Origin of the sequence: Streptomyces sp. NPDC096311, assembly GCF_044763085.1 — a bacterium.
Classification (GTDB): domain Bacteria; phylum Actinomycetota; class Actinomycetes; order Streptomycetales; family Streptomycetaceae; genus Streptomyces.
On sequence record NZ_JBIWFN010000038.1, the window covers coordinates 38,302 to 59,367 of the forward strand.

The 21,066-nt window shown below is 70.6% G+C and carries 19 protein-coding genes; 8 read left to right on the plus strand and 11 right to left on the minus strand.

The window, feature by feature from the left end; genetic code table 11:
* Positions 1 to 55: 55 nt before the first annotated feature.
* The gene (locus ACIRA5_RS50770; protein ID WP_403704715.1) at positions 56 to 724 is read right to left on the minus strand and encodes an HD domain-containing protein; all 669 of its coding nucleotides are present in this window, start codon (positions 722 to 724) and stop codon (positions 56 to 58) included.
* 73 nt (positions 725 to 797) lie between these two features.
* Here ACIRA5_RS50770 and ACIRA5_RS50775 point away from each other — a divergent pair, with 73 nt between their 5' ends.
* The 4 genes from ACIRA5_RS50775 to ACIRA5_RS50790 all read left to right on the plus strand — a co-directional run bounded on the left by ACIRA5_RS50775 (position 798) and on the right by ACIRA5_RS50790 (position 5,663).
* Positions 798 to 1,754: a GlxA family transcriptional regulator gene (locus tag ACIRA5_RS50775; RefSeq protein WP_403704717.1), complete on the plus strand. Its 957-nt coding sequence runs from the start codon at positions 798 to 800 to the stop codon at positions 1,752 to 1,754.
* Positions 1,755 to 1,894: 140 nt separating this feature from the next.
* The gene (locus ACIRA5_RS50780) at positions 1,895 to 3,328 is read left to right on the plus strand and encodes an MFS transporter (protein WP_403704720.1); all 1,434 of its coding nucleotides are present in this window, start codon (positions 1,895 to 1,897) and stop codon (positions 3,326 to 3,328) included.
* Positions 3,325 to 4,890, plus strand: a complete 1,566-nt coding sequence (locus tag ACIRA5_RS50785; RefSeq protein WP_403704722.1) for an MFS transporter — start codon at positions 3,325 to 3,327, stop codon at positions 4,888 to 4,890. The genes ACIRA5_RS50780 and ACIRA5_RS50785 overlap by 4 nt, the downstream gene beginning before the upstream one ends.
* Positions 4,891 to 5,177: 287 nt before the next feature.
* A complete protein-coding gene (locus ACIRA5_RS50790) occupies positions 5,178 to 5,663 on the plus strand; it encodes a DUF2269 family protein (protein WP_403704725.1) in 486 nt (161 codons plus the stop codon).
* A 508-nt stretch (positions 5,664 to 6,171) separates the two neighbouring features.
* Here ACIRA5_RS50790 and ACIRA5_RS50795 read toward each other — a convergent pair.
* Positions 6,172 to 6,615 carry a hypothetical protein gene (locus tag ACIRA5_RS50795; RefSeq protein WP_403704728.1) on the minus strand — a complete coding sequence of 148 codons (444 nt, stop codon included), beginning with the start codon at positions 6,613 to 6,615 and terminating at the stop codon, positions 6,172 to 6,174.
* A 372-nt stretch (positions 6,616 to 6,987) separates the two neighbouring features.
* Between ACIRA5_RS50795 and ACIRA5_RS50800 the strand changes: the two genes are divergently transcribed.
* Positions 6,988 to 7,488, plus strand: a complete 501-nt coding sequence (locus ACIRA5_RS50800; RefSeq protein WP_352052957.1) for a VOC family protein — start codon at positions 6,988 to 6,990, stop codon at positions 7,486 to 7,488.
* A 40-nt stretch (positions 7,489 to 7,528) separates the two neighbouring features.
* Here ACIRA5_RS50800 and ACIRA5_RS50805 read toward each other — a convergent pair whose 3' ends face one another.
* The 5 genes from ACIRA5_RS50805 to ACIRA5_RS50825 form a co-directional block, all read right to left on the minus strand.
* Positions 7,529 to 7,879, minus strand: coding sequence for a UBP-type zinc finger domain-containing protein (locus tag ACIRA5_RS50805; protein ID WP_403704731.1), 351 nt, complete (start codon positions 7,877 to 7,879; stop codon positions 7,529 to 7,531).
* The gene (locus ACIRA5_RS50810; RefSeq protein WP_403704734.1) at positions 7,876 to 9,324 is read right to left on the minus strand and encodes an ATP-binding protein; all 1,449 of its coding nucleotides are present in this window, start codon (positions 9,322 to 9,324) and stop codon (positions 7,876 to 7,878) included. The genes ACIRA5_RS50805 and ACIRA5_RS50810 overlap by 4 nt, the downstream gene beginning before the upstream one ends.
* Entirely contained in the window at positions 9,321 to 10,997 is a 1,677-nt protein-coding gene (locus ACIRA5_RS50815; protein WP_403704737.1) for an FAD-dependent oxidoreductase, read from the minus strand. The genes ACIRA5_RS50810 and ACIRA5_RS50815 overlap by 4 nt, the downstream gene beginning before the upstream one ends.
* Positions 10,998 to 11,072: 75 nt before the next feature.
* Positions 11,073 to 12,323, minus strand: a complete 1,251-nt coding sequence (locus tag ACIRA5_RS50820; protein ID WP_403704740.1) for a DUF4032 domain-containing protein — start codon at positions 12,321 to 12,323, stop codon at positions 11,073 to 11,075.
* 49 nt (positions 12,324 to 12,372) lie between these two features.
* Positions 12,373 to 13,197 carry an amidohydrolase family protein gene (locus tag ACIRA5_RS50825; RefSeq protein WP_403704743.1) on the minus strand — a complete coding sequence of 275 codons (825 nt, stop codon included), beginning with the start codon at positions 13,195 to 13,197 and terminating at the stop codon, positions 12,373 to 12,375.
* A gap of 139 nt (positions 13,198 to 13,336) precedes the next feature.
* Here ACIRA5_RS50825 and ACIRA5_RS50830 point away from each other — a divergent pair, with 139 nt between their 5' ends.
* Entirely contained in the window at positions 13,337 to 13,906 is a 570-nt protein-coding gene (locus ACIRA5_RS50830) for a pyridoxamine 5'-phosphate oxidase family protein (RefSeq protein ID WP_403704746.1), read from the plus strand.
* On the opposite strand, the gene ACIRA5_RS50835 is transcribed toward ACIRA5_RS50830, so the two are convergent.
* The 3 genes from ACIRA5_RS50835 to ACIRA5_RS50845 all read right to left on the minus strand — a co-directional run bounded on the left by ACIRA5_RS50835 (position 13,896) and on the right by ACIRA5_RS50845 (position 18,060).
* A complete protein-coding gene (locus ACIRA5_RS50835; RefSeq protein WP_403704749.1) occupies positions 13,896 to 14,708 on the minus strand; it encodes an N-formylglutamate amidohydrolase in 813 nt (270 codons plus the stop codon). The genes ACIRA5_RS50830 and ACIRA5_RS50835 overlap by 11 nt on opposite strands.
* A gap of 38 nt (positions 14,709 to 14,746) precedes the next feature.
* Positions 14,747 to 15,205, minus strand: coding sequence for a cyclic nucleotide-binding domain-containing protein (locus ACIRA5_RS50840; protein WP_403704752.1), 459 nt, complete (start codon positions 15,203 to 15,205; stop codon positions 14,747 to 14,749).
* A gap of 149 nt (positions 15,206 to 15,354) precedes the next feature.
* Positions 15,355 to 18,060 (minus strand): SpoIIE family protein phosphatase, encoded by a 2,706-nt coding sequence (locus ACIRA5_RS50845; RefSeq protein WP_403704755.1) that lies wholly within the window; start codon positions 18,058 to 18,060, stop codon positions 15,355 to 15,357.
* Between the two features lie 188 nt (positions 18,061 to 18,248).
* Between ACIRA5_RS50845 and ACIRA5_RS50850 the strand changes: the two genes are divergently transcribed.
* On the plus strand, positions 18,249 to 18,485 hold the full coding sequence (locus ACIRA5_RS50850) for a DUF6296 family protein (RefSeq protein ID WP_352052947.1): 237 nt from the start codon (positions 18,249 to 18,251) through the stop codon (positions 18,483 to 18,485).
* Between the two features lie 80 nt (positions 18,486 to 18,565).
* On the opposite strand, the gene ACIRA5_RS50855 is transcribed toward ACIRA5_RS50850, so the two are convergent.
* Positions 18,566 to 19,771, minus strand: coding sequence for an MFS transporter (locus ACIRA5_RS50855; protein ID WP_403704758.1), 1,206 nt, complete (start codon positions 19,769 to 19,771; stop codon positions 18,566 to 18,568).
* 169 nt (positions 19,772 to 19,940) lie between these two features.
* Between ACIRA5_RS50855 and ACIRA5_RS50860 the strand changes: the two genes are divergently transcribed.
* The gene (locus tag ACIRA5_RS50860) at positions 19,941 to 20,936 is read left to right on the plus strand and encodes a DUF5937 family protein (protein WP_403704761.1); all 996 of its coding nucleotides are present in this window, start codon (positions 19,941 to 19,943) and stop codon (positions 20,934 to 20,936) included.
* The last annotated feature ends 130 nt before the right edge of the window (positions 20,937 to 21,066 follow it).

Consider the following 21,066-nt stretch of genomic DNA (forward strand, 5'->3'; position numbering starts at 1 on the left):
TCCCGGGAAGCCGGGAAGCCGGGAAGCCGGGAAGCCGGAAAAGTTTCAAGTACGGCTACTCGCCCCACGGCCCGCCGACCACGCCTCGTTCCATGGTGGTGACGCCGTCGGCCGCCCGTTCCTGCGCGAGGTGGAAGGCGAGCGCGTAGGGAGGCGCGGCTGTCTCGGAGCGGGCGCCGTGGGCGAGGACTTGCTCGGCCAGGTGGTGGGCCATCCGCAGCCGCGGATATGCGGCATGGATCTGCTTCTGCTCCTCGGCCACGAGGTCGGCGTTCTTGCCGAAGTCGACCCAGATGCCCTCGTAGGTCAGGTAGGTCAGCAGTCCCAGGCGTTCGGGGATCTGCGGAGTGGTGTGCAGGGCGATGGCCTCCCAGACCTTGTCGACATCCCTGGCCGGGGCGCCGAGACCGGTCAGCAGAGCGGCGGCGAGATCGGCGCTCTCGATCTCGAACCGGAGCAGGCCCGGTGCGTCCGGCCCGGTGCCCAGGTCGTGCAGCACGTTGGCGGCGAAGAGGAGTTCTTCGTCGTAGTCCGCATCGTTCAGAACCCCCTTGTGGGCGGCGAACAGGCGGGACCAGTAGAAGCCGCGGATGCAGTGGTTCAGCACGGACGGATGCACGGCGGCTCGGGCGGCGGCGAAGCTCGCCTGGACCAGCGGTCCGGAAGGAAGAGCCAGTACGCCGTCGTGCAGCCTGTACGAGAAGGCAGGGGGAGCGTTGGTCATGATGTGACGCTACGAAAGCGGATGTCGCGCGAAAAGTGGCACTGATGCCAACCATCGCTACTGTCGTGCCACTATGACGAACAGACACCATGTCGCCGTGCTCGTACTGCCCGGTGTGCTCGCGCTCGAATTCGGCGCCGCGACGCAGATCTTCTCGACGGACCGGCACTACGAGCTGACCGTGTGCGCCGAGGACGGGCCCGGATCCGTGCCCGTGTCCGGCTTCGCGATCACGGTCGCGGCCGGCCTCGAAGCACTGGAGGACGCCGACACCGTGATCGTCCCGGGCTACGACGACATCGACATGCCCCATTCGCTGGAGCTCCTGGCCGCACTGCGGGCGGCTCACGCCCGGGGCGCCCGGCTCGTCTCCATCTGTACCGGAGTCTTCGCCCTCGCCGCGGCCGGACTGCTCGACGGGCGCCCCGCCACCACGCACTGGCGGCACGCCGAGCAACTGCGCCGGCGCTACCCGCGCGTCGACGTCCTGCCGAACCAGCTCTACGTCGACGACGGCGACATCCTCACGTCCGCCGGTGTGACGGCGGGGATCGATCTGTGCCTGCATCTGATCCGCACCGACCTGGGCGCGGCGGCGGCGAACACCCGCGCGCGGGACCTCGTCGCGCCACCACGGCGACGGGGAGGCCAGGCCCAGTTCATCGAACAGTTCCGCGCTGAAGCCAGCGGGGACGAGCTCGCCCCGCTGAGGGAGTGGATGCTCGACAACCTCGCGGACCCCCTGACTGTCGACGACCTCGCGGAGCGCGCCCACATGTCCCGGCGGACCTTGATCCGCCGCTTCCGCGAGGAGACCGGTACCACGCCGATGGCCTGGCTGACCGACGCACGTATCGACCGGGCAAGGGAGCTGCTGGAGGCGAGCGCCGTGCCCGTCGAGCAGGTCGGCCGTCTCTCCGGCTTCGGTGCTCCGGCGTCTCTGCGGGCCGCCTTCCACCGGCATCTCGGAACGTCTCCCCAGGAGTACCGGGCGGTGTTCCGTCACAAGGCGGAGGTGACGCACACCTGACAGCACGCCAGGTTTGCGGGCCGTCCGAGCATTCTTGACATGTTGTTCCAGAAATCCGTAGGGTTCTTGACAAGGCGGTCCAGAACTATGCTGCCAGCCACTCTCGGCACTCCTCAAAGCCCACGGAACGGACAAGACGCATGTCTTCGCAAGATCAGATGGCCCCTCCACTGGCGCAGAGGGGAGGTGAAGGCTCCTCGAACGCCCGTCCGGCTCTCATCCTCGCTGTGCTGGCCATGGCGAGTTTCCTCGGCCAGCTCGACGTATGGATCACCAACGTCGGCCTGCCGAACATCGGACAGGGCGTGGGCTCGACCTCTTTGTCGGACCTGAGCTGGGTACTCAACGGCTACGCGATCGTCTTCGCCGCTCTTCTCGTCCCTGCCGGGCGGCTCGCCGACCGCTTCGGACGCAAGAACGGCTTCCTTCTGGGCATGGCCGTCTTCGTGGCGGCGAGCCTCGGCGCGGCGCTGTCCGGCGACGTGTGGGTGCTGGTCGTCTTCCGTGCCCTCCAGGCGGTGGGCGCCGCCCTGTTGACCCCCGCCAGCCTCGGCCTGGTCCTGACCAGCGCCCCCGCCGACAAGGTGGAGCGGTACGTCAAGATCTGGTTCACCGCGGGCTCGTTGTCCGGGGTGTGCGGGCCGATCTTCGGCGGGTTGCTGGTCCAGGCATCCTGGCGGTGGCTGTTCCTGGTGAACATTCCGTTCGGACTGCTCGCCATCGCGCTGGCCGCCCGGCTCATCACCAACGCCCGGCACGAACAGGACGCCCGCATCCCCGACCTGCTCGGCGGTGTCCTGCTGATCGTCGTGGTCGGCGCCCTGGCTCTCGGCGTGGTGAAGGCGCCCGACTGGGGCTGGTCGGACACCCGGGTCATCACGTCCCTGGCCGTGGCAGTGGTCGGGTTGGTGGCGTTCCTGTTCCGCTCGTCATGGCACCGGGTGCCCGTGATCGACCTTTCGCTCTTCCGTGACCGGATATTCGCCTCGGCGAACCTGGCCGGCATGCTGCAAGTGGCCTCGTTCGGCAGCCTCCTGCTGTCGTCGATCCTCTGGATGCAGAACCACTGGCACTACTCCGCCATCAAGACCGGATGCGCCAGCCTTCCCGGCCCGATCGGCTTCGCGGTGGCTGCCACCATCAGTGAGACCCTCCAGCGCCGGTTCCGGATCCCGGCCGGTGTCGTCGCGGCGGTCGGCAGCGCGATCGCCTCCGTCGGCATCCTGCTCTTCGTCTTCCTGCTGCACGACGACCCGAACTACCTTTCCGGAGTCCTCCCGTGCTGGCTGCTCTTCGGGTTCGGCGCCGGCCTGGCGCTCCCGACCGTCGTCTCGTCCGCGACGGTCGGATTGCGCCCCGAGGAGGCCGCCACCGGGAGCGCCATCGTGACCATGTCGACGCAGATCGGCTCGGTCGTCGGCATCAGCATCCTGGTCGCCATACTCGGCACCGCCTCCGGTGGCGCCTCCCTGGACACCTACCGGCACGCATGGCTGGTCGCGATGGCCCTCATGGCCGTCGCGGGCGTGGTGTCACTGGGCGTGTCTCGGAAGAGGGCGGTGGCGGTCCGATGACGGCGTCCGTTCCCGCTCGGACCTCCCGCGCCGCGGGCCCCGCCAGCGGGCGGTCCCGCTGGCTCGGCCTTCTGGTGGTCTGCCTCGGCGTCATGATGGCCTTCGTCGACGTCACCTCCACCATCTCGGCCCTGGGCGACATACGGACCGACCTGCACGTCACCGCGAGCGCCCTGGTGTGGATCACCAGCGCCTACAGCCTCGCTGTCGTGAGCTTCGTGATGTCCGCAGGTACCTTCGGCGACCTCGTGGGGCGCCGGCGAGTGTTCAGCCTGGGTGCCGCCGTCTTCCTGGCCGGCAGCGTGGTCGCTGTCTTCGCCGACAGCGCCGGCATGCTCATCGCCGCACAGGCGATCGCGGGCCTCGGCGGGGCGGCCGTACTGCCGACGAGCCTGGCGATCGTCAGCGCCACGTTCACCGACCCGCACGAGCGCACCTCCGCGATCGGCATCTGGGCCGCATGCTCCGGAGTCGGCCTGGCCGTCGGCCCGATCCTCGCCGGAGCCCTGCTCGAACACTTCTCCTGGCACTCCGTCTACATCGCCAACATCGTCATCGCCGGCGCGGCCCTCCTCCTGGCCCCGGTCTTCGTGGCCGAGTCCAAGCACCCCACGCGCAAGCCCGACCTCGCGGGCCTCGTCCTCGGCACTGTGATGACGGCCTCGGCCACCTACGCGATCATCCAGGGCGGCTCCACGGGATACACCGAGGCACCGATCATCACCATGTACGTGGTCTTCGCCCTATCCCTGTTCCTGTTCGTACGCGTGGAACTCCGCAACCCCGACCCCATGGTGGACCTGAGGCTCTTCCGGAGCGCCTCCTTCTCGGCCGTGATGGGCGTGGCCGCTGTCAGCGTCTTCGGACTGGTCGGTGTCGCCCTGCTCAGCGTGCTCTACATGGAACGCGTGGGACAGACCAGCCCTCTCGACGTCGGGGTGCGCCTGCTGCCGTTGTTCGGAACGTTCCTCCTGGTCACCGTGGTGGCCGCCCGGGTGCTGGTACGCCGGGTCGGCCTGACCTCCTTGATCACCGCAGGTCTGGTCCTCATCGGAGCCGGGTCCCTCGCACTGCTCGCGACCGACGCCTCGGGAGGCTACGGGGCGATGTGGCCGGGGCTGCTCATCGCGGGCGTCGGCGCGGGCCTACTGACGGCGCCTTCGACGGCTGCCGCGGTCAACAGTGTCCCGCCACAGCAGGAGGGCATGGCGGCGGCAGCGGTCAACATGGCTCGCCAGCTGGGCACGGTGCTCGGCCCCAGTGTGCTCGGAACGATCGTCACCAGCCGCTTCCCCCGAAACCTGCACGACCGCCTCGTCGAGGCGAACATCCCCTCGCCGCAGGCGGACAAGATCGTGGAGGGTGTGTCACACGGGGGTGGCGGAGCGGACCTCCCCACTTCCCTCGCCCGCGTGGTGGGAACGGCGGTACCCAGGGCGTTCACCGACGCCGTGCACCTGGGAAACCTCATCGGCGGAGTCGTACTGATCACCATGGCCGTGCCCGCGGCCCTGTTCGTCCGCCAGAAGATTCACAGTCCCCGGACATCCGCTGATGCGTGAGCGGTAGTACGTCGACGGGACGGTGTGAGGCACCCGCAGGACTGCTGTCCGTACAACCGTCCCCCGAACAGCCGGTGTTGATCGCTGAGCAGCTCAAGCATCAACACCGGCACCGCCCACGAACCGAGCACCGGTCAAAAGGACGGCCGGACCTCCGGACCTCCGGACGGCCGGACCTCCGGACGATGCCGTGATCAGCCGTCGGCCCGGTCCAAGCCCAGACTGAAGCCGCGCGCCTGGAGCCCCGCGTCAGCGTGCGCGCGAAGTCGCGAAAGAGAGACATCAGCATGGCCAAATTCCTGCTCAGCGTCCACGTGTTGGGGGCGATCCTGCTCATCGGACCGGTCACCATCGCGGCGAGCTTGTTCCCGCGTTTCGCGCGCCAGGCACTGGCCGACGGACCCGAGCAGCAGTCGGCCAAGGGTGCGGTACGGCTGCTGCACCGGATCTGCCGGGTCTACTCGGTGGTCGGAATCTCCGTACCGGTCCTCGGTGTCGGCACCGCCGAGGTGATGGGCGTGATGGGCAGCGCCTGGCTCATCGCTTCCATGGCTCTGACAGCGGTGGCTGCCGTCCTGCTGGGCATCGCGGTGCTCGGCACCCAGGACCACGTGATCACCCAGCTCGACAGGCCCGACCCGACGCCGACCGCCACGGAGTCGCTGATCGCCCAGCTGCCCCGCCTGTCGCTGATCACCGGCCTGTTCGCCCTCCTCTGGCTGATCGTGGTGGTCCTGATGATCGTCCGCCCCGGCTCGACGACAGGCGCGTAACGGCTCAGCCACCCCAGTGAACTCCGCGCTCTGCCGCTGCTGTTGGCGTGGCCGTGCTGGGCAACAGCGTGCGGGTGTGCCCCAGGGCAAACGGAACTGATCCCAGAGCGAGGCTGGGGCGGCAGTGCCCCGACGGCGATTCCGGGTTGGGACAGCGCACCACGCGGTTGCCGGTTCTCCGCGGTCAGCTGGTTGACGGCGCGCACGAGGCGGTCGACGTCGGTGCGCAGCTGGACCAGCTCCGTGGCGTCCTGCTGGCGGAGTTCCTTCAGTCCGACGACCTGCTTGCGCAAGCGGATCTCGGAGTCCGGGATCTGCCCGCGGGCCCGGACCTGCGCGTAGAAGCCGCTCTTGAGGTCGGGGTGGCGCTGGGTCAATGCGTTGCGGGGTACGCCGGCTTCCTCGGCCGGGGCGACGACCGTCAGAGCACCGGTGGAGTGCTGCGGTGTCCCTTGCGGGATGCGGTCCATGGCCGCGCGGATACGGTCGCGTTCGTCGGGTGCGGGGGTCACGTGGTTCCGTCCTGGAGGGTGATGCGGGTGCGGTGGTGAGCGTCGGCGAGGTCGCGCGGGCGTTCGGCGTTGCCGTGCAGCCGCTCGCCGAGCGGGCCGGTGACATGGGCTGCCCGCTGGTCGAGCACGGTGGCTCGCCGCCGGAGGCCGACGGCGTGCTGATCGGTACGGGCGATGTTCGCGCAGGTGGGGACGTACTGGCCGAGACTGGGAGCATCTTCGATGCCGCGGTGGCACAGGGCCTTGTCGCGCTTGCAGACGCACATCAGCAGCGTGTTGGGGCTGTCGTAGACGGCCAGTTCAGGGTGGGCGCGGATCTGGCGGGCCTGCCGGGCGGTGATGACGCCACCGGTGTACCGGGCTGCGGTGACGGCGGCCTTGATGGCCCGGCGGGCAGCGGGCCCGAAGGTCCCGGACCAGGCGGTGCAGAAGGCGTTCACCCGCCCGGTGAGAGGTCGTCGGGGTCTGTTGCGAAAGCGCTGGTCACGGCCAGTCGTTGAGGGCTGCGACCAGCACGGTCGCCTTGTAGTGGACGGCGGGTCTGTCGTACGTCGTGGCGACCGCGCTGCCGCTTGAGCCGGTTGCGGACTCGGTCGGCCGGGACCGGGATGGCCGCTTTGATGCCGCGTCCGCGCTGATGCCGCGTCTGCGCCCCCATGCTCTCGGCCGCGGTGGTGGTTATGGCCAGCGGGGCTTCGGCGCCCCGGGGGCGACCGATCGAGGGCACCGTGGCCGCCACCGACCGGTGGCACACGTGGGGTCGCGAGGTCTAGAGTGAGGACAAAGTAGTTGAATGGCGGACGGAGCTTCCCATGAGTGTGCAGGAGCCCCTGGACCTCGCGGCCATCGAGGCGGAGCGTACGCGCATCCGCGACACGCATCTGGCCTCGGACCGGCCGGCGAGTTCCGCACGCGGAGTGCACCACGTGGCGCTGCTCTCCGCCGACGTCGAGCGGACCGTCCGCTTCTACCAGGGCATCCTGGAGTTCCCGCTCACCGAGGTGATCGAGAACCGCGACTACAAGGGTTCCACCCACTTCTTCTTCGACGTCGGCAACGGCAACCTGCTGGCCTTTTTCGACTTCCCCGGCCTCGACCTCGGCCCCTACGCCGAGGTGCTCGGTGGGCTGCATCACCTGGCCATCTCCGTCGACCCCACCACCTGGCAGCGGCTGCGCGAACGGCTCGACGCCGCCGGGGTCGACTACGAGGAGGAGAGCGGCACTTCGCTCTACTTCCGCGACCCCGACGGCGCCCGCGTCGAACTCCTCGCCGAGCCCCTGGGCGAGATGTACGGCCACTCAGTGCGCTGACGTCCGCTGAAGGCACGGAGCCGAGAGCACGGGCGGCAGGTCAGCCCAGCGAGCTCGCCCAGTTCGCCGGCACCCGCCCCGCGGGACCCGGTGTCGGCTGGTCCTCGGGGTGGCTCAGCGGGGGAGCGAGGTCCGGGCCGGACTCGTACAGCTCGGACGTGTCGAAGTTCCAGAACCAGGCCTCACCGGGTTCGAAACTGCGGATGATGGGATGACCGGTGCTCCGCGCGTGCGCGGTGGCGTGCTTGGCCGGCGAGTCGTCGCAGCAGCCGACGTGGCCGCACTGCGCACAGCGGCGCAGGTGGAACCACCAGCCGCCGGCGGCGTCGCAGTCCCCGCACCCCGGACCGCTCGGCGGGACGTTCGGATCGATTCCGGCGGGCAGGCTCATGAGGACTCCTCAGGTGTTTCGGTGTCCGCGGCGGTCAGGGGAAGGCGTACCTGGAAACGGGTGTCGCCCGGGACGGACTGCACCTGAAGACTCCCGTGGTGCTTGTTGACGACGATCCGCCATGAGATGTCCAGACCGAGCCCCGTCCCCTCACCCACCGGCTTGGTGGTGAAGAACGGGTCGAAGATGCGGTCGCGGATCTCGGGCGGTACCCCGGGACCGGTGTCGCGGAACTCGACGAGCAGGTCGTCGTGGTCGAGTGCGGTGCGCACGGTCAGGGTCCCCTCGCCGCCCATCGCCGAGACGGCGTTGTCGACGAGGTTCGTCCATACCTGGTTCAACTCGCTCGGATACGCGGGGATCTTGGGCAGTGTACGGTCGAACTCCTTGACGACCTTGACGCCGGAGCCGATCTTCCCGGAGAGCATCATCAGCGTGCTGCCCAGCAGTTCGTGGACGTCGACGACCTGATACGGCGCGCGGTCGAGCTGCGAGTACTGCTTGGCCGCGTCCACCAGGTGCGTGATACGGGTCGTGGAGTCCTCGATCTCGTTCATGAGGAGCTCGGTCTCCACGGTGTAGTTCAGCCAGTGGACCGCGCCTTGGAGCGTCTCCTCGTCCACGGCCGCCGCGACCTGGTCCAGCCAGTCCGTGTCGAGCCCCGCCTGCACGAACGTCGGCGCGAGCTGCCAGCCGCCCGCGATGTTGTGGTCGTCCAGCCAGTCGGCGAGCGCGTCCTCCCGGTCGGAGGCTTCCAGCGGGCTCAGGGGGGTGGCCTTGGCGACCTGCTCGGCGGTGCGCTCCTGGATCTCGACCAGGACTTCCAGAGTGTCCCGCTTGTAGGGGCCCGCGGCGATCGCGCCGAGCTTCTGCCGCATCTTCGCGACCCGCTCCCGCAGCGCGGAGGTGGCCCGGACCGCCGCCGCGGCCGGATTGTTGAGCTCGTGCGTCAACCCGGCCGACAGCGAACCGAGCGCCAGCAGCCGCTCGCGCTGTCCGATGGTCCGCTGGGTGTTCTGGGTGCCGTAGAACAGCCCTTCCAGCAGGTGTACGGCCATGGGGAACCAGTCCCGCATGATCGAGGAGAAGGTCTCGGCGGGCAGGATGAAGAACCGGGAGGGCACGGTGACGCGGAGGGAGCCCCGGTAGCGCGCCTGGTCCGGCTTGCTCACATAGGCCTGGGTGGCCCCCGCGTACACCCCGCGCTGGGAGCTGCGGGTGGTCTCCACGTCGTCACCCCCGACCCGGCGCGACATCACCAGGGTGCCTTCGAGGAGCACGAAGAAGCAGGTGGCGGGATCACCCTCGGTGTAGACGGGACCCGGGTCGAACTCCTCCACCCGGCCTTCCCGGCACAGCCGCCCCAGCTGGTCCGCGTCCAGCTTCTCGAACAGGAACAGCGTGCTCAGTTCCGCCATGTCGCACGGCATCAGCCGCCCGCTCATGACTGCTCCAGATAACGGTGGACGAGCATGACGGCCATGGCTCCCTCTCCGACCGCGGAAGCGACCCGCTTCGCGGACTCGGCACGCGCGTCCCCGGCCACGAACACGCCGGGAATATTGGTCTCCAGGTGGTACGGCGGCCGGTCCAGCTCCCAGCCCTTGGGCGGCTGCCCGTCGATGGTCATGTCAGGACCCGCCGGGATGAATCCACGCCCGTCCCGCAGCACCGTCCCCTCAAGCCAGTCGGTGAGCGGGGCCGCGCCGATGAACACGAACATCCACTGCGCGTCGACGAGTTCGGTGTGCCCGCTCGTCACGTCCCGCAGCGTGAGTTGCTCCAGATGGTCCGTGCCGTGCGCCGCGTCGACGACCGTGCAGGTGCGCACCGTGATGTTGGGCGCCTCCTCGATCTGCTGGATCAGATAGTGCGACATCGAGGCGGACAACGACGTTCCCCGTACGAGGAGGGTGACCGACTTCGCGCCGCGCGACAGGTACATGGCAGCCTGCCCGGCCGAGTTCGCCCCGCCCACGATGTACACGTCGTGGCCCTGGCAGGCAGCCGCCTCGGTCAGCGCCGAACCGTAGAAGACGCCGCACCCGGTGAGGTCGGCCAGGCCCGGCGCCTGCAGCTGCCGGTACGAGACACCGGTCGCCAGGATCACCGCGTGCGCGGAGATCGCCGAGCCGTCCGAGAAACGGATGGTGCGGGACGCTCCGGTGACCTCGAGGCCGGTCACCTCGCGCGCGGTGAGGATCTCGGCGCCGAACTTCGCCGCCTGCCGCCGCGCCCGGTCCGTGAGCTGGCCCCCGGACACCCCGTCCGGGAAGCCGAGGTAGTTCTCGATGCGCGAGCTCTGCCCGGCCTGCCCGCCGGTCGCCGAGCGCTCCACGAGTACGGTCCGCAGCCCCTCGGACGCGCCGTACACGGCGGCTCCGAGGCCGGCCGGACCGCCGCCGATGACGACGAGGTCGTAGAACTCCGATGTCGGTGTCGTGGCCAGGCCGACCCGCGCCGCGAGATCCGGGTCATCGGGCTCGACCAGCGGCGTACCGTCCGGCGTGATCACCAGCGGCAGTCGCTCCCCGTCCTGACCGGCCGCGGACAGCAGTCGCTGCCCCTCCGGCGTGTCGGACGAGTACCAGCGGTAGGGCACCTGGTTGCGGGCCAGGAACTCCCGTACGTCCGAGGAGCGCGCCGACCACCGGTGCCCGACCACCTTGCAGGTCGCCACGGGCCGATAGTCGCTGGTCCGCCAGGCGTCCAGCAGATCGTCGAGGACTGGATAGAGTTTCTCTTCCGGCGGATCCCATGGCTTGAGCAGATAGTGGTCCAGATCGATCACGTTGATCGCGTCGATCGCCGCGTTCGTGTCCGCGTACGCGGTCAGCAGCACCCGGCGTGCGCCGGGGTACACGTCGAGCGCCTGCTCCAGGAACTCGATGCCGTTCATCTGCGGCATCCGGTAGTCGGCGAGGATCACCGCCACCTGGTCGCCCCGCAGCTTCAGCTCCTTGAGCGCGTCCAGCGCGGTCTCCCCGGACTCCGCGCGCACGATCCGGTGCGACTCGCCGTAGCGGCGCCTGAGGTCGCGCGCCACGGCGCGCGACACCCCGGGATCGTCATCCACGGTCAGAATGACGGTCCGCGCTGTAGCGGCGGCCTGTGCCATACGTCTCCCACCCCGAGCAGGACAGTGTCGGACTCAATCGTATGTACGAACGGCCGCCTTCGCTCTGGAACCGCTTCACGCGGGCTCTGCGGGGGCCTCGGCCGGTGGCAGCAGGGACTCCCGCATCTTGGGGAGGATGGTGGCGACGTAGTCCTCCACGGCTGTGTCCAGGCCGATGTCGTGCTGGGCGTGCTCGGACAGGTACCAGCGGTGTTCGAGGAGCTCGTGGTAGATCTCGGCCGGGTCCATGGTGCCGCGCAGGTCCAGCGGCACCGCCCGGACGGTCGGCCGGAACACGTCCCGCACCCAGCGGTGGGCGAGGACCTCCGGGCGGGCGGCCAGGGGATCGCCGGGCGCGTAGTCGTCCTGGGTGGCCATCCAGCTCTCCAGGTCGTTCAGGAGCCGGCGCGCCTGGTTCTCCTCGGCGTCGAGCCCGGTCAGCCGCAGCAGCTGGCGCTGGTGGTGGCCCGCGTCGACGACCTTCGGCACGAAGGTCACCGTGTCCCCGTTCGAGGAGTGCGCGATCTGCATCTCGGCGACGTCGAAACCCAGGTCGTTCAGGCGGCGGATCCTCCGGTCGATGTAGTGGTGCTTGCCCGCCGGGTAGACGGACGTACGGGTCAGCTCGTCCCACAGGCTCTGGTAGCGCGCGCAGATCTCCATGCCGAACTCGATCGGGTCGACGGAGGGGTGCAGGGCCCCCGCCGCCTCCAGGTCCAGCAGCTCCCCACTGATGTTGACGCGGGCGAGATCGAGGTCGTACTCCCGTTGCCCACTGCTCAGTTGCGGGTGCAGCTCCCCGGTCTCGGCGTCCACGAGATACGCCGCGTACGCTCCGGCGTCACGCCGGAACAGCGTGTTCGACAGCGAGCAGTCGCCCCACGCGAACCCCGCCAGATGCAACCGCACCAGCAGCACCGCCAGCGCGTCCATCAGGCGGTGCATCGTGGCGGGCCGCATGGTCGTCTCGAACATCGACCGGTACGGCATCGAGCCGCCCAGGTGCCGGGTGATGAGGACGGGCTCCAGCGGGCCACCCTCGCCGTCGGTGCGCCCGGTGACCACGGCGAGCGGGTCCACGGCGGGGATGGAGAGCCGGTCCAGGCTGCGCAGCAGCTCGTACTCGCGCAGGGCGGGCCGCTCGGCCAGCTCCTTGACGGCCACGACCTCGGTCCCGGCGCGCGCGTAGCGCACCACGTGCCGCGAGATGCCGCGGGGGAGCGGCACCAGGTAGTGCTCCGGCCACTCTTCCAGCGGCAGTTGCCAGGGCAGTTCGAGCAGGAGCGCGGGGTGCTCCGGGTTGGTGGCGCTGATCTGCAAAGCCATCGACGGGCTGCCCTCACCTCGGGGTCGAACGTGTACCTGGCCCCAGCATCTACGAATGATCCCCGAGGCGGAAGACGCGGCGGGCGTTGCCCGACAGGAACAGCTCGGTGGTCTCCTCGTCGAGGCGCAGGTCAGGGAGGTGTTCCAGCGCCTGACTCGGCGTGATCATGGGGTAGTTGGAGCCGAAGAGGACCTTGCGCCGTCCCCGGCCGCGCAGATAGTCGACCAGTTCGGTCGGGTAGTGGCGGGCGGTGTAGGCGCTGGTGTCGATGTGGACGTTGGCGTGTTTGTCGGCCACCGAGATCATCTCCGTGGTCCACGGGTAGCCGATGTGCCCGCAGACGATGGTCAGTTCGGGGAAGTCCAGTGCGACCTGGTCGATGTACGGGATCGGCCGGCCCGTCTCGGAGGGGCGCAGCGGTCCGGTGTGTCCGACCTGGGTGCAGAACGGGATGCCGAGCTCGACGCAGGCGGTGTACAGCGGGTAGTAGAGCCGGTCGGTGGGCGGCAGCTGCCACAGCCACGGCACGATCCTCAGGGCCACGAAGCTCAGCTCCCGGACGGCCCGCCGCAGCTCCCGCACGGCCGCGACGGGCCGGGTCAGGTCCACGCCCGCGACCCCGCGCAGCCGCCCCTCGGACCGGGCGACGAACTCGGCGACCTCGTCGTTGCCGATCAGGGGCCCCTGCGGCCCGTACCAGGCCGCGGACAGCCCGATCTCCACGTCGGCGGCCGCGAGCGCCGCCACCGTGACCTTCACCGGAAGCGGCTCCTCCAGCAGCCTCATGCCGGTCCAGCGGCGCAGCGACTCGAACATCTCGTGGTTGGAGTGGCGCAGTGTGGGGTGCTGCATCCACGCGTCGACGACCGGCATGATCCCGTACCCTTCCCGGTGCTCGTGGCTGAGCGATTGCTTACCGCGACCTTGGACCCGACCTTAGAGGGATCCGCGCGCGGAGTCAGCGCTTCACGGGAACCATGGGTGAGGAACCGAGGACCGAGAGGACTCCGCCATGCCGACACGGGCACAGACGCAGGAACCGCAGACCGATCTGGACGCGCGCTACAGCTCCCCCGGGGCCACCGCCGCACCCTGGGCCGAGGCCGCCTCGCGCCTGGAGAAGGCCGAGATCTTCTGGCTGGCGACGGTACGTCCGGACGGCCGACCCCACGTGACCCCACTGCTGTCGGTGTGGCTGAACGGGGCGCTCCACTTCGCCACGGGCGCGCGGGAGCGCAAGGGGCTGAACCTCGCCGCCAACCCGCACGTCGTTCTCACCACCGGCACCAACGCCTACGGCGAGGGCCCCGACCTGGTGGTCGAGGGCGACGCGGTCCGGATCACCGACGAGAAGCGGCTGACCGAGCTGGCGGCGGCGTGGGAGGCGAAGTACGGCCCGGAGTGGCACTTCGAGGTGCGCAACGGGGCCTTCGACTCCGCTACGGCGGCTGCGGCGCCGCCGTCGACGGAGGAAGCCGGGGACGCGGGCCTCGCCCTGGTCTTCGAGGTGGCGCCCCACACCGTCTTCGGCTTCGGCAGGGGCAAGAGTTTCAGCCAGACCTGTTATCGCTTCACCCGCTGACCATGGCATCGACGAGAGCCGTCAGCGCGGAGGCGAGTCGTGAGAACCCCGGGCCCGTGGGGCCTCCCGGTTCCGTCATGTACGTGTCCCGCCGGATCTCCACCATCAGGGCGGTGACCCGGGGCTCCCTCTCGTAGAAGCGCAGGGGGACGTACGCGCCGGAGAACGGGCTGTCGATCCCGACGCCGCTCAGGCCCGCGAACGCCTTCTCCGCGAGGGCGACCAGCTCGGGCGGCGTGTGGAAGAAGTCGGTTCCCAGACACACCTGCGGTCGTGGACCGTCGCCGTGCAGCTCGTACGGCAGCCGGGCCGTCGGATACGAGTGGACGTCGACGATCACCGCCCGCCCGGTGACGGCGAGCCGGTCGGCCACCGCTGCGGTCATGGCCGCCGCGTACGGGTGGAAGTAGCGCTCGATCAGTGGCCGCGGGTCGACGTCGGCGGGCCGCAGCGGTGTGCGCCGGGTCGTCCGGGTGTAGACCGCGCCCATGCCGACGGACAGCATCTCCTCCCGTTCGTCGGGAAAGCGTTCGGGATCGACCACCAGCCGGGACAGCCGGTTCACGAACCGCCATGGTGTGACCTCGGCGGCTCGCGCCGCGGTCGCGGCCAGCTCGGCGGTGTGCGCGTCCGTGATGTGGTCCAACTCCCGCTCCAGCGCGGCGTCGTCGAGCGCGATGCCGGCGCGCACCGGCGCCGGAATGCGCCGCGAGGAGTGCGGGACGTGCAGGATGACGGGGGAGTGGGTGGCACCGGGCAGGAGCTCGAAGGACGTCTCGTCGCGGTCAGGAGTCTGGTTCACGTGAGATTCCTATCGCAGCCCGGCCCCCACCGCTCACCTCAGCGCACGCCGCCACCGCCGTGGCGCGCGTAGTGCTCGATCAGGGCCGCCCGGGTCGTCTCCAGCCGGTGCGCGAGGATCGCGGCGATGGTCCGGGTCAGCGACAGTTCCAGAGCCGGATCCCGCTCGCACAGCGTGCGCACCTCCGCGGCATCGAACTCGTACGCGCGTACGGGACTGAACGCCTCGGCGCCGAAGTCCCAGTGGTGCGGCGGGAACAGCCACGACCAGCCGAGCAGATCGCCGGGCCCCAGCGTGGCCACGGAGATGTGCCGCTCGCCGACGACCCGCTGGTGCAGGGAGACCGTTCCGGAGCGGACCACCCAGAAGCGGTCCGCGATTCCCCCTGCCTCGAAGATCTTTCCGTCCGCCGGGAAGGAGACCTCCCGGGCCAGGGACATCAGCCGTTCCCTGTGGTCGGGGGAGAGGGCGGGCAGCAGCCGGAGAGCAGTGGGCATCGCGGACCTCCATCGCACCGCCGCAGGGCCCCATGGACGCGACGGCACATGTCGTACCGGTGTATCCCGTCACCTCCATTGGACCGGCAACCGCGGAATTCGTCGCGCCGGGGGACCGGATCGAGACGGTGCGCCCTTCTGTGAGCCGCTCAGGGCAGTGGTTGTTCGGCCCAGATGACCTTGCCGGCCGGGGTGTAGCGGGTGCCCCAGCGTTCGGCGAGCTGGGCGACGAGGAACAGGCCGCGTCCGCCCTCGTCCGTGGTGGCCGCGTACCGCAGGCGGGGTGAGGTGCTGCTGTTGTCCGAGACCTCGCAGATCAGGCTGCGGTCACGCAGCACGCGGACCTGGATGGTGCCACTGCCGTAGCGGATGGCGTTCGTGACCAGTTCGCTGAGGATCAGCTCGGTGGTGAACGCCATGTCGTCGAGGCCCCACTCCGCCAGCTGCCGGGTGACCGAGGCGCGTACCTCGCCCACCGCGGCCGGTTCGGACGGCACCTGCCATTCGGCGATGTGCTCGGCGCCGAGCGCGCGGGTGCCCGCGACGATCAGGGCGATGTCGTCGCTCGGGCGGTCCGGGAGCAGGGCGTTCAGGACCGCCTGGCAGGTGTCGTCCGGTGACCGGTCGGCCCCCGTGAGGGCGGCGCGCAGCAGCTCGAGCCCCTCGTCGATGTCCCGTTCCCTGTCTTCGACGAGTCCGTCCGTGTAGAGCACGAGACGGCTGCCCTCCTCCACCTTGAGCTCGGCGGTCTCGAACGGCAGTCCCCCGAGCCCCAGCGGGGGCCCGGCCGGCACGTCGGGGAACTCCACGCTGCCGTCGGGGCGGATCAGCGCGGGGGGCGGATGGCCGGCCCGGGCGACCGTGCAGAGCCGGGAGGCCGGGTCGTAGACGGCGTACAGGCAGGTGGCGCCGGTGATCGCGGCGCTGGGGTCCGCCGACGCCTCGTCCTGGTCGATGCGGCCGACCAGCTCGTCGAGGAGCCCGATGATCTCGTCGGGTGGCAGGTCAAGGGCGGAGAAGTTGTGGACGGCGGTCCGCAGGCGTCCCATCGTGGCCGCCGCGTGCAGTCCGTGGCCGACGACATCCCCCACGACGACGGCGACCCGGGCGCCGGACAGCGGCAGTACGTCGAACCAGTCGCCGCCCACCCCCGCCTGCGCCGGAAGATAGCGGTAGGCGATGTCCAGGGCGCTCTGCTCGGGCAGGTTGCGCGGCAGCAGACTGCGCTGCAGTGTCACGGCCATGGTGTGTTCGCGCGTGTAGCGGCGTGCGTTGTCGATGGAGACGGCGGCACGGGCGACCAGTTCCTCGGCGAGGGCCAGCTCCTCCTCGTCGAAGGGCTCGGGCTTGCGGGAGCGCCAGAAGTTGACGACGCCCATCACCAGAGGGCCCACCCGCAGGGGCACGGTGATCAGCGAGTGGATGCCGTACTCCACCACCTGCGTCGTGCGTTCCAGGTCCTGGGCGAGCCAGCCGGGGGCCTCTTCCAGGTCGGGCTCGACGACGGCCTCGCCCGTGCGCAGGCTCCGGGCCTGGGGGGTGGAGGCGATGAAGCGGATCTTCTCGCCCACCGGGTAGAGCGGGGCGTCCTTGCGGATACCGCTGCACGCGGTGCGGCGCAGCTCGGTGACGCCGTCCGGTTCCTCCCCGTTCAGTACGGCGTCGGCCAGGTCCACGGTCGCGAAGTCCGCGAACCGCGGAACGGCCACGTCGGCCAGCGTCTCGGCGGTGCGGGTCACGTCCAGACTGGTGCCGACGCCCACCCCGATGTCGTACAGGAGCTTGAGGCGCTCGCGCGCCACCTCGGCCCGGCCGGACAGCGCGCGCAGCTCGGTCGAGTCGCGCAGGGTGGCGACACTGCCGGGCGGGCCGCCCTGGAGGTCCGTGGGCCGCTGGTTGATGGCCAGCAGCCGGTCCCCGACCAGATGCACCTCGTCCGTGGCGACCCGTCCCGAGGCCAGCAGCTCGGCGGTGTCCGCCTCGAGGCCCAGTTCCAGGACATGCCGCCCCTCGGCGTCGGGGGGCAGGTCGAGCAGGCGTTGCGCCTCGTCGTTGGCGAGCAGCAGCCGTCCCTCGCCGCCGGCGATGATCACCCCCTCGCGGACGGCGTGCAGCACCGCGTCGTGGTGCTCGTACATCCGGGTCATCTCGTACGGGCCCAGGCCGTGTGTCTGGCGCAGCAGGCGTCGGCTCACGAGCGCCGTACCCCCGAGGGCGAGGGCGAGGGCGGCGGCCGCGGCGCCCAGCAGGAGGGGCAGCTGCCGGTTCGCGACACCGCCCACGTTGGCGGTCGTGATACCGGCCGACACCATGCCCACGACCTTGCCGTCGGGCGCCTTGATGGGGACCGTGGCCTGCACCAGCGGCCCGATGGTCCCGTTGATCTCCTCGGTGATGGAATGGCCGGCCAGCACGGGGGCGGTGTTCCCGACGAACTTCTTGCCGATCCGGTCCGGTTTGGGGTGGGTGTAGCGGATCCCGTCGGTGTTCATCACGACGATGAAGTCCACGTGGGACTGCTTGCGGGCGGCCTCGGCCTGCGGCTGCAGCACGAGTGTGGGGTGGGGGCTGCTCAGCGCCTCACGGGTGCCGGGCGCGTGGGCGAACGTCTCGGCGACGGCCAGCGAACGATTGCGGGCCTCCTGCGTGCTGTCGTGCCGTACCTGCAGCACCAGCGCCACCACCGCGGAGACGATCAGCAGCAGCACGATCACCACTTGCAGCACGAACACCTGGCCCGCGACGCTGCGCCCGCCCAGCGCGGACCGCGGTCCCCACGCGGGTCTGCGCCCCGCGCGCGGACCGCCTGGGCGAGGGGTCGACCGAGCCCGGGATCGACCCAAGAGCCGGACCATGTGCCTATGTCTACACTGCCGGGCGCCCCGAGGCGAGGGGCGGCGCATGGTGTGACAGAGGCCGGTCGGGGCCCGTGTCACGGGCCGCTCGGTGAGTGCTGCTGTCGGGCCGATCTGGCCGCATCATGGAGGGGGGTCGATTTGCCCGCTTATGTAACTCTGGCTTGTCTCGGGTACGGGAGGTCGTCATGCACACTCCGGACCGCTACCGGTTGATCTTCACCCATCAGGAATCAGGCGTCGGCGTCATCACCGACGAGGTGGTCGTCGAACGGACCGACACCCTTGGACCGGGCGGGAACCCGGTGTACTGCGACCCCACCGGCATCCTCCGCGCCGAGATCAGCACAGCGGGGGAAGTGCGGATGCTGGCCAGCGGCGGCTACCAGTCGCCGATGGTGCCCACCGCCGAACCACTGCCCTGACCGTCCGGCCCAGGGGCCTAGTCCGGCGGATCATGCCGGAGACGCGGGGTATGCCGGAGACGCGGAGTCATAAAGCGCCGTTACTTTCCTCCGACCTGATCCGCCGGACAGGCCCTGGCCCGCGACGAGCCGGTCGCGGGCCAGGCCAGTACGGCCAGGGCGCCGAGCGTGAGCACTCCGCCGCACAGGAACGTGCCGCGCACCCCGGCGGTGTGGAGCAGGGCGCCGCCGGTCAGCGCACCCGCCGCGACGCCCACGTTGAAGGCGGCTGAGTTCGCCGCCAGGGCCAGTTCCGTGCGCCCGGGTGCGACATGGAGGACCTGGCTCTGCGTGGCCATGAAGACGGGTCCCACCGACGCGCCCAGCAGCATCAGCAGGGCGACGACCGCCACCTGGCTGCGCCCGCCGCCCAGGTACAGCCCGAGCAGTGCCACCGCCTGGGTCGCCACCGGGACCGTCAGGGTTGCGCGCGGGAAGCGGTCGAGGAGCGGGCCTGCCGCCGAGACGCCCGCGATGCCCGCCGTCCCGAACGCCAGCAGCACGGCGCTGACCGAATCCCTGGAGAATCCGCTCACCTCGTCGAGGAAGGCGACGACGTACGTGAATCCCGCGAAGGCGCCGGTGACCGACAGCGCGGTGGTCGCCAGCACCACGGCGAACCGGCGGACGTCGGGAGTCGTTCCGTACGCCGCGTGCCCCTCGTCCGGGCGCGAGGTCGGCAGCAGGACGGCGACGGCGACGAGCGCGACGAGGCCGAGCGCGCCGAGCACCACGAAGGGTGCCCGCCAGCCGCTGTGCCCGCCCAGCCAGGTACCCGCCGGAACCCCGAGCACCGTGGCGAGCGAGCCCCCGACGGACAGCAGCCCGATCACCCGCCCGCGCCGCTCGGGCGGGAACAACCCCACGGCGACCGGACCCATGACCGCCCAGAACAGCGCCTGGGCCAGCGCGGTCGCGATCCGTGCCGCGAGCAGGAAACCGTACGAGACACCGCTCAGCGCCGACATCCAGCTGGCCGCCACGAGCAGTCCCAGCAGGCCCGACAGCAGATGGCGGCGAGGGATCGACCGGGTCAGGTGCGCGACGGGCAGCGAGACGACGGCGACGGTCAGGCCGTACCCGGTGACCAGCAGCCCGACGGAGGAGAGCGACACGCGCAGGTCGTCCGCGATGAGCGGGAGCAGTCCGACGGGCAGATTCTCCGTGGTGTTGAAGGTGAACGCGGCCAGCATGAGCGCGGCGACGACGGCGGCTCTGCGCCAGGCGGTGAGACGAACGCTCGCCATCCACGAGCCTTTCTGTGAAGGGGTGTTGAGGGGGTGCTGAAGGGGGGCGGGCGGACGCGGCCACGGGCCAGCCTGCGGGGTCGCCGCGCGGCCCACTACTCTTTCGGCTGGAGCCGAATCGCCCCCTCCCGATCCCGTGAGCTCGGCCGAAGACCCGTCGGAGACTGTTTTGCCGCTGACCCTGCACCTCGGCACCGGCGATCTGACGCGCTGCCGGTTCGCGGTGTCCCCGCTCTGCCAGACGCACGAGGCGCTGCGCATGCTGCGGCGCCCGGACCGGCACGCCTTCCACCGGGACTGGCTGCGGCGCGTGCGCGACATCGTGGCGGGCCTGGAGCTGGCGGAGCTGTGGCTGTTCATCCCCCGCAAGGGCGGTTACACCCCGGACTTCCTCGGACCGCCGCCGCGGACGCCGAACGCCTCCTTCGAGGAGGAGCTGGCCCTGATGCGCGCCACCGACCCCGCCATGGCCCGTACGGAGCTGGCGCGTTCGCTCGCCTGCACACCCGGCGCCGCCGCATCTCCGTACGGGCGGGCGGCGTTGGAGGACCCGGCGGGCACCGTGCGACGCCTCGCCGACCTCACCGAGCGGGCCTGGCACGCGCTGCTCGCGCCGGACTGGCCCCGCCACCAGGCGCTCCTGGAGTCCGATATCGCCTACCGCTCACGGCAGTTGGCGGACGGCGGCCTGGAGGCGCTCTTCGGCGACCTGCACCCGGAGATCGAGTGGGTGGGCGACACCCTCACTCTGCGCAGGTACGCCGACCTGAAGGAGGCGCAGGGGCCCGACGGGCGGGGTGTGCTGCTGATGCCCAGTGTCTTCGTACGGCCGGACGTGGTGAGCGGCTTCGCCCGGCCCTGGCAGCCGACGGTGATCTATCCGGCCCGGGGCACGGGCGGCCCGCCTACCGGGGCGGCACCGGCCGAGGCGCCCGCCGCGCTGGCCCGGCTGCTCGGACCCCACCGCGCCGCCGTCCTCGTCGGTCTCGACGGTCCCGCCTCGACCACGACCCTGGCGAACCGCCACGGTCTGGCCCTCTCGTCCGTCTCGTCCCACCTCTCGGTGCTGCGCGAGGCCGGGCTGCTGGTGTCGCACCGACAGGGGCAGTACGTCCTCTACGAGCGCACGGCGCTGGGGGACTCGCTGGCAGCCGGGGCCCGATGAGCTACGGGGCGCCCTTGCAGGTGACCGTGAAGTGCGCTCCGTCGGGGTCGGTCAGGATGGCCTCGGTCGAGCCGAGGCCCTGCTGGTGGGCCGTGCCACCGTGGGCGCGGGCGGCGCGGGCGGCGGCCTC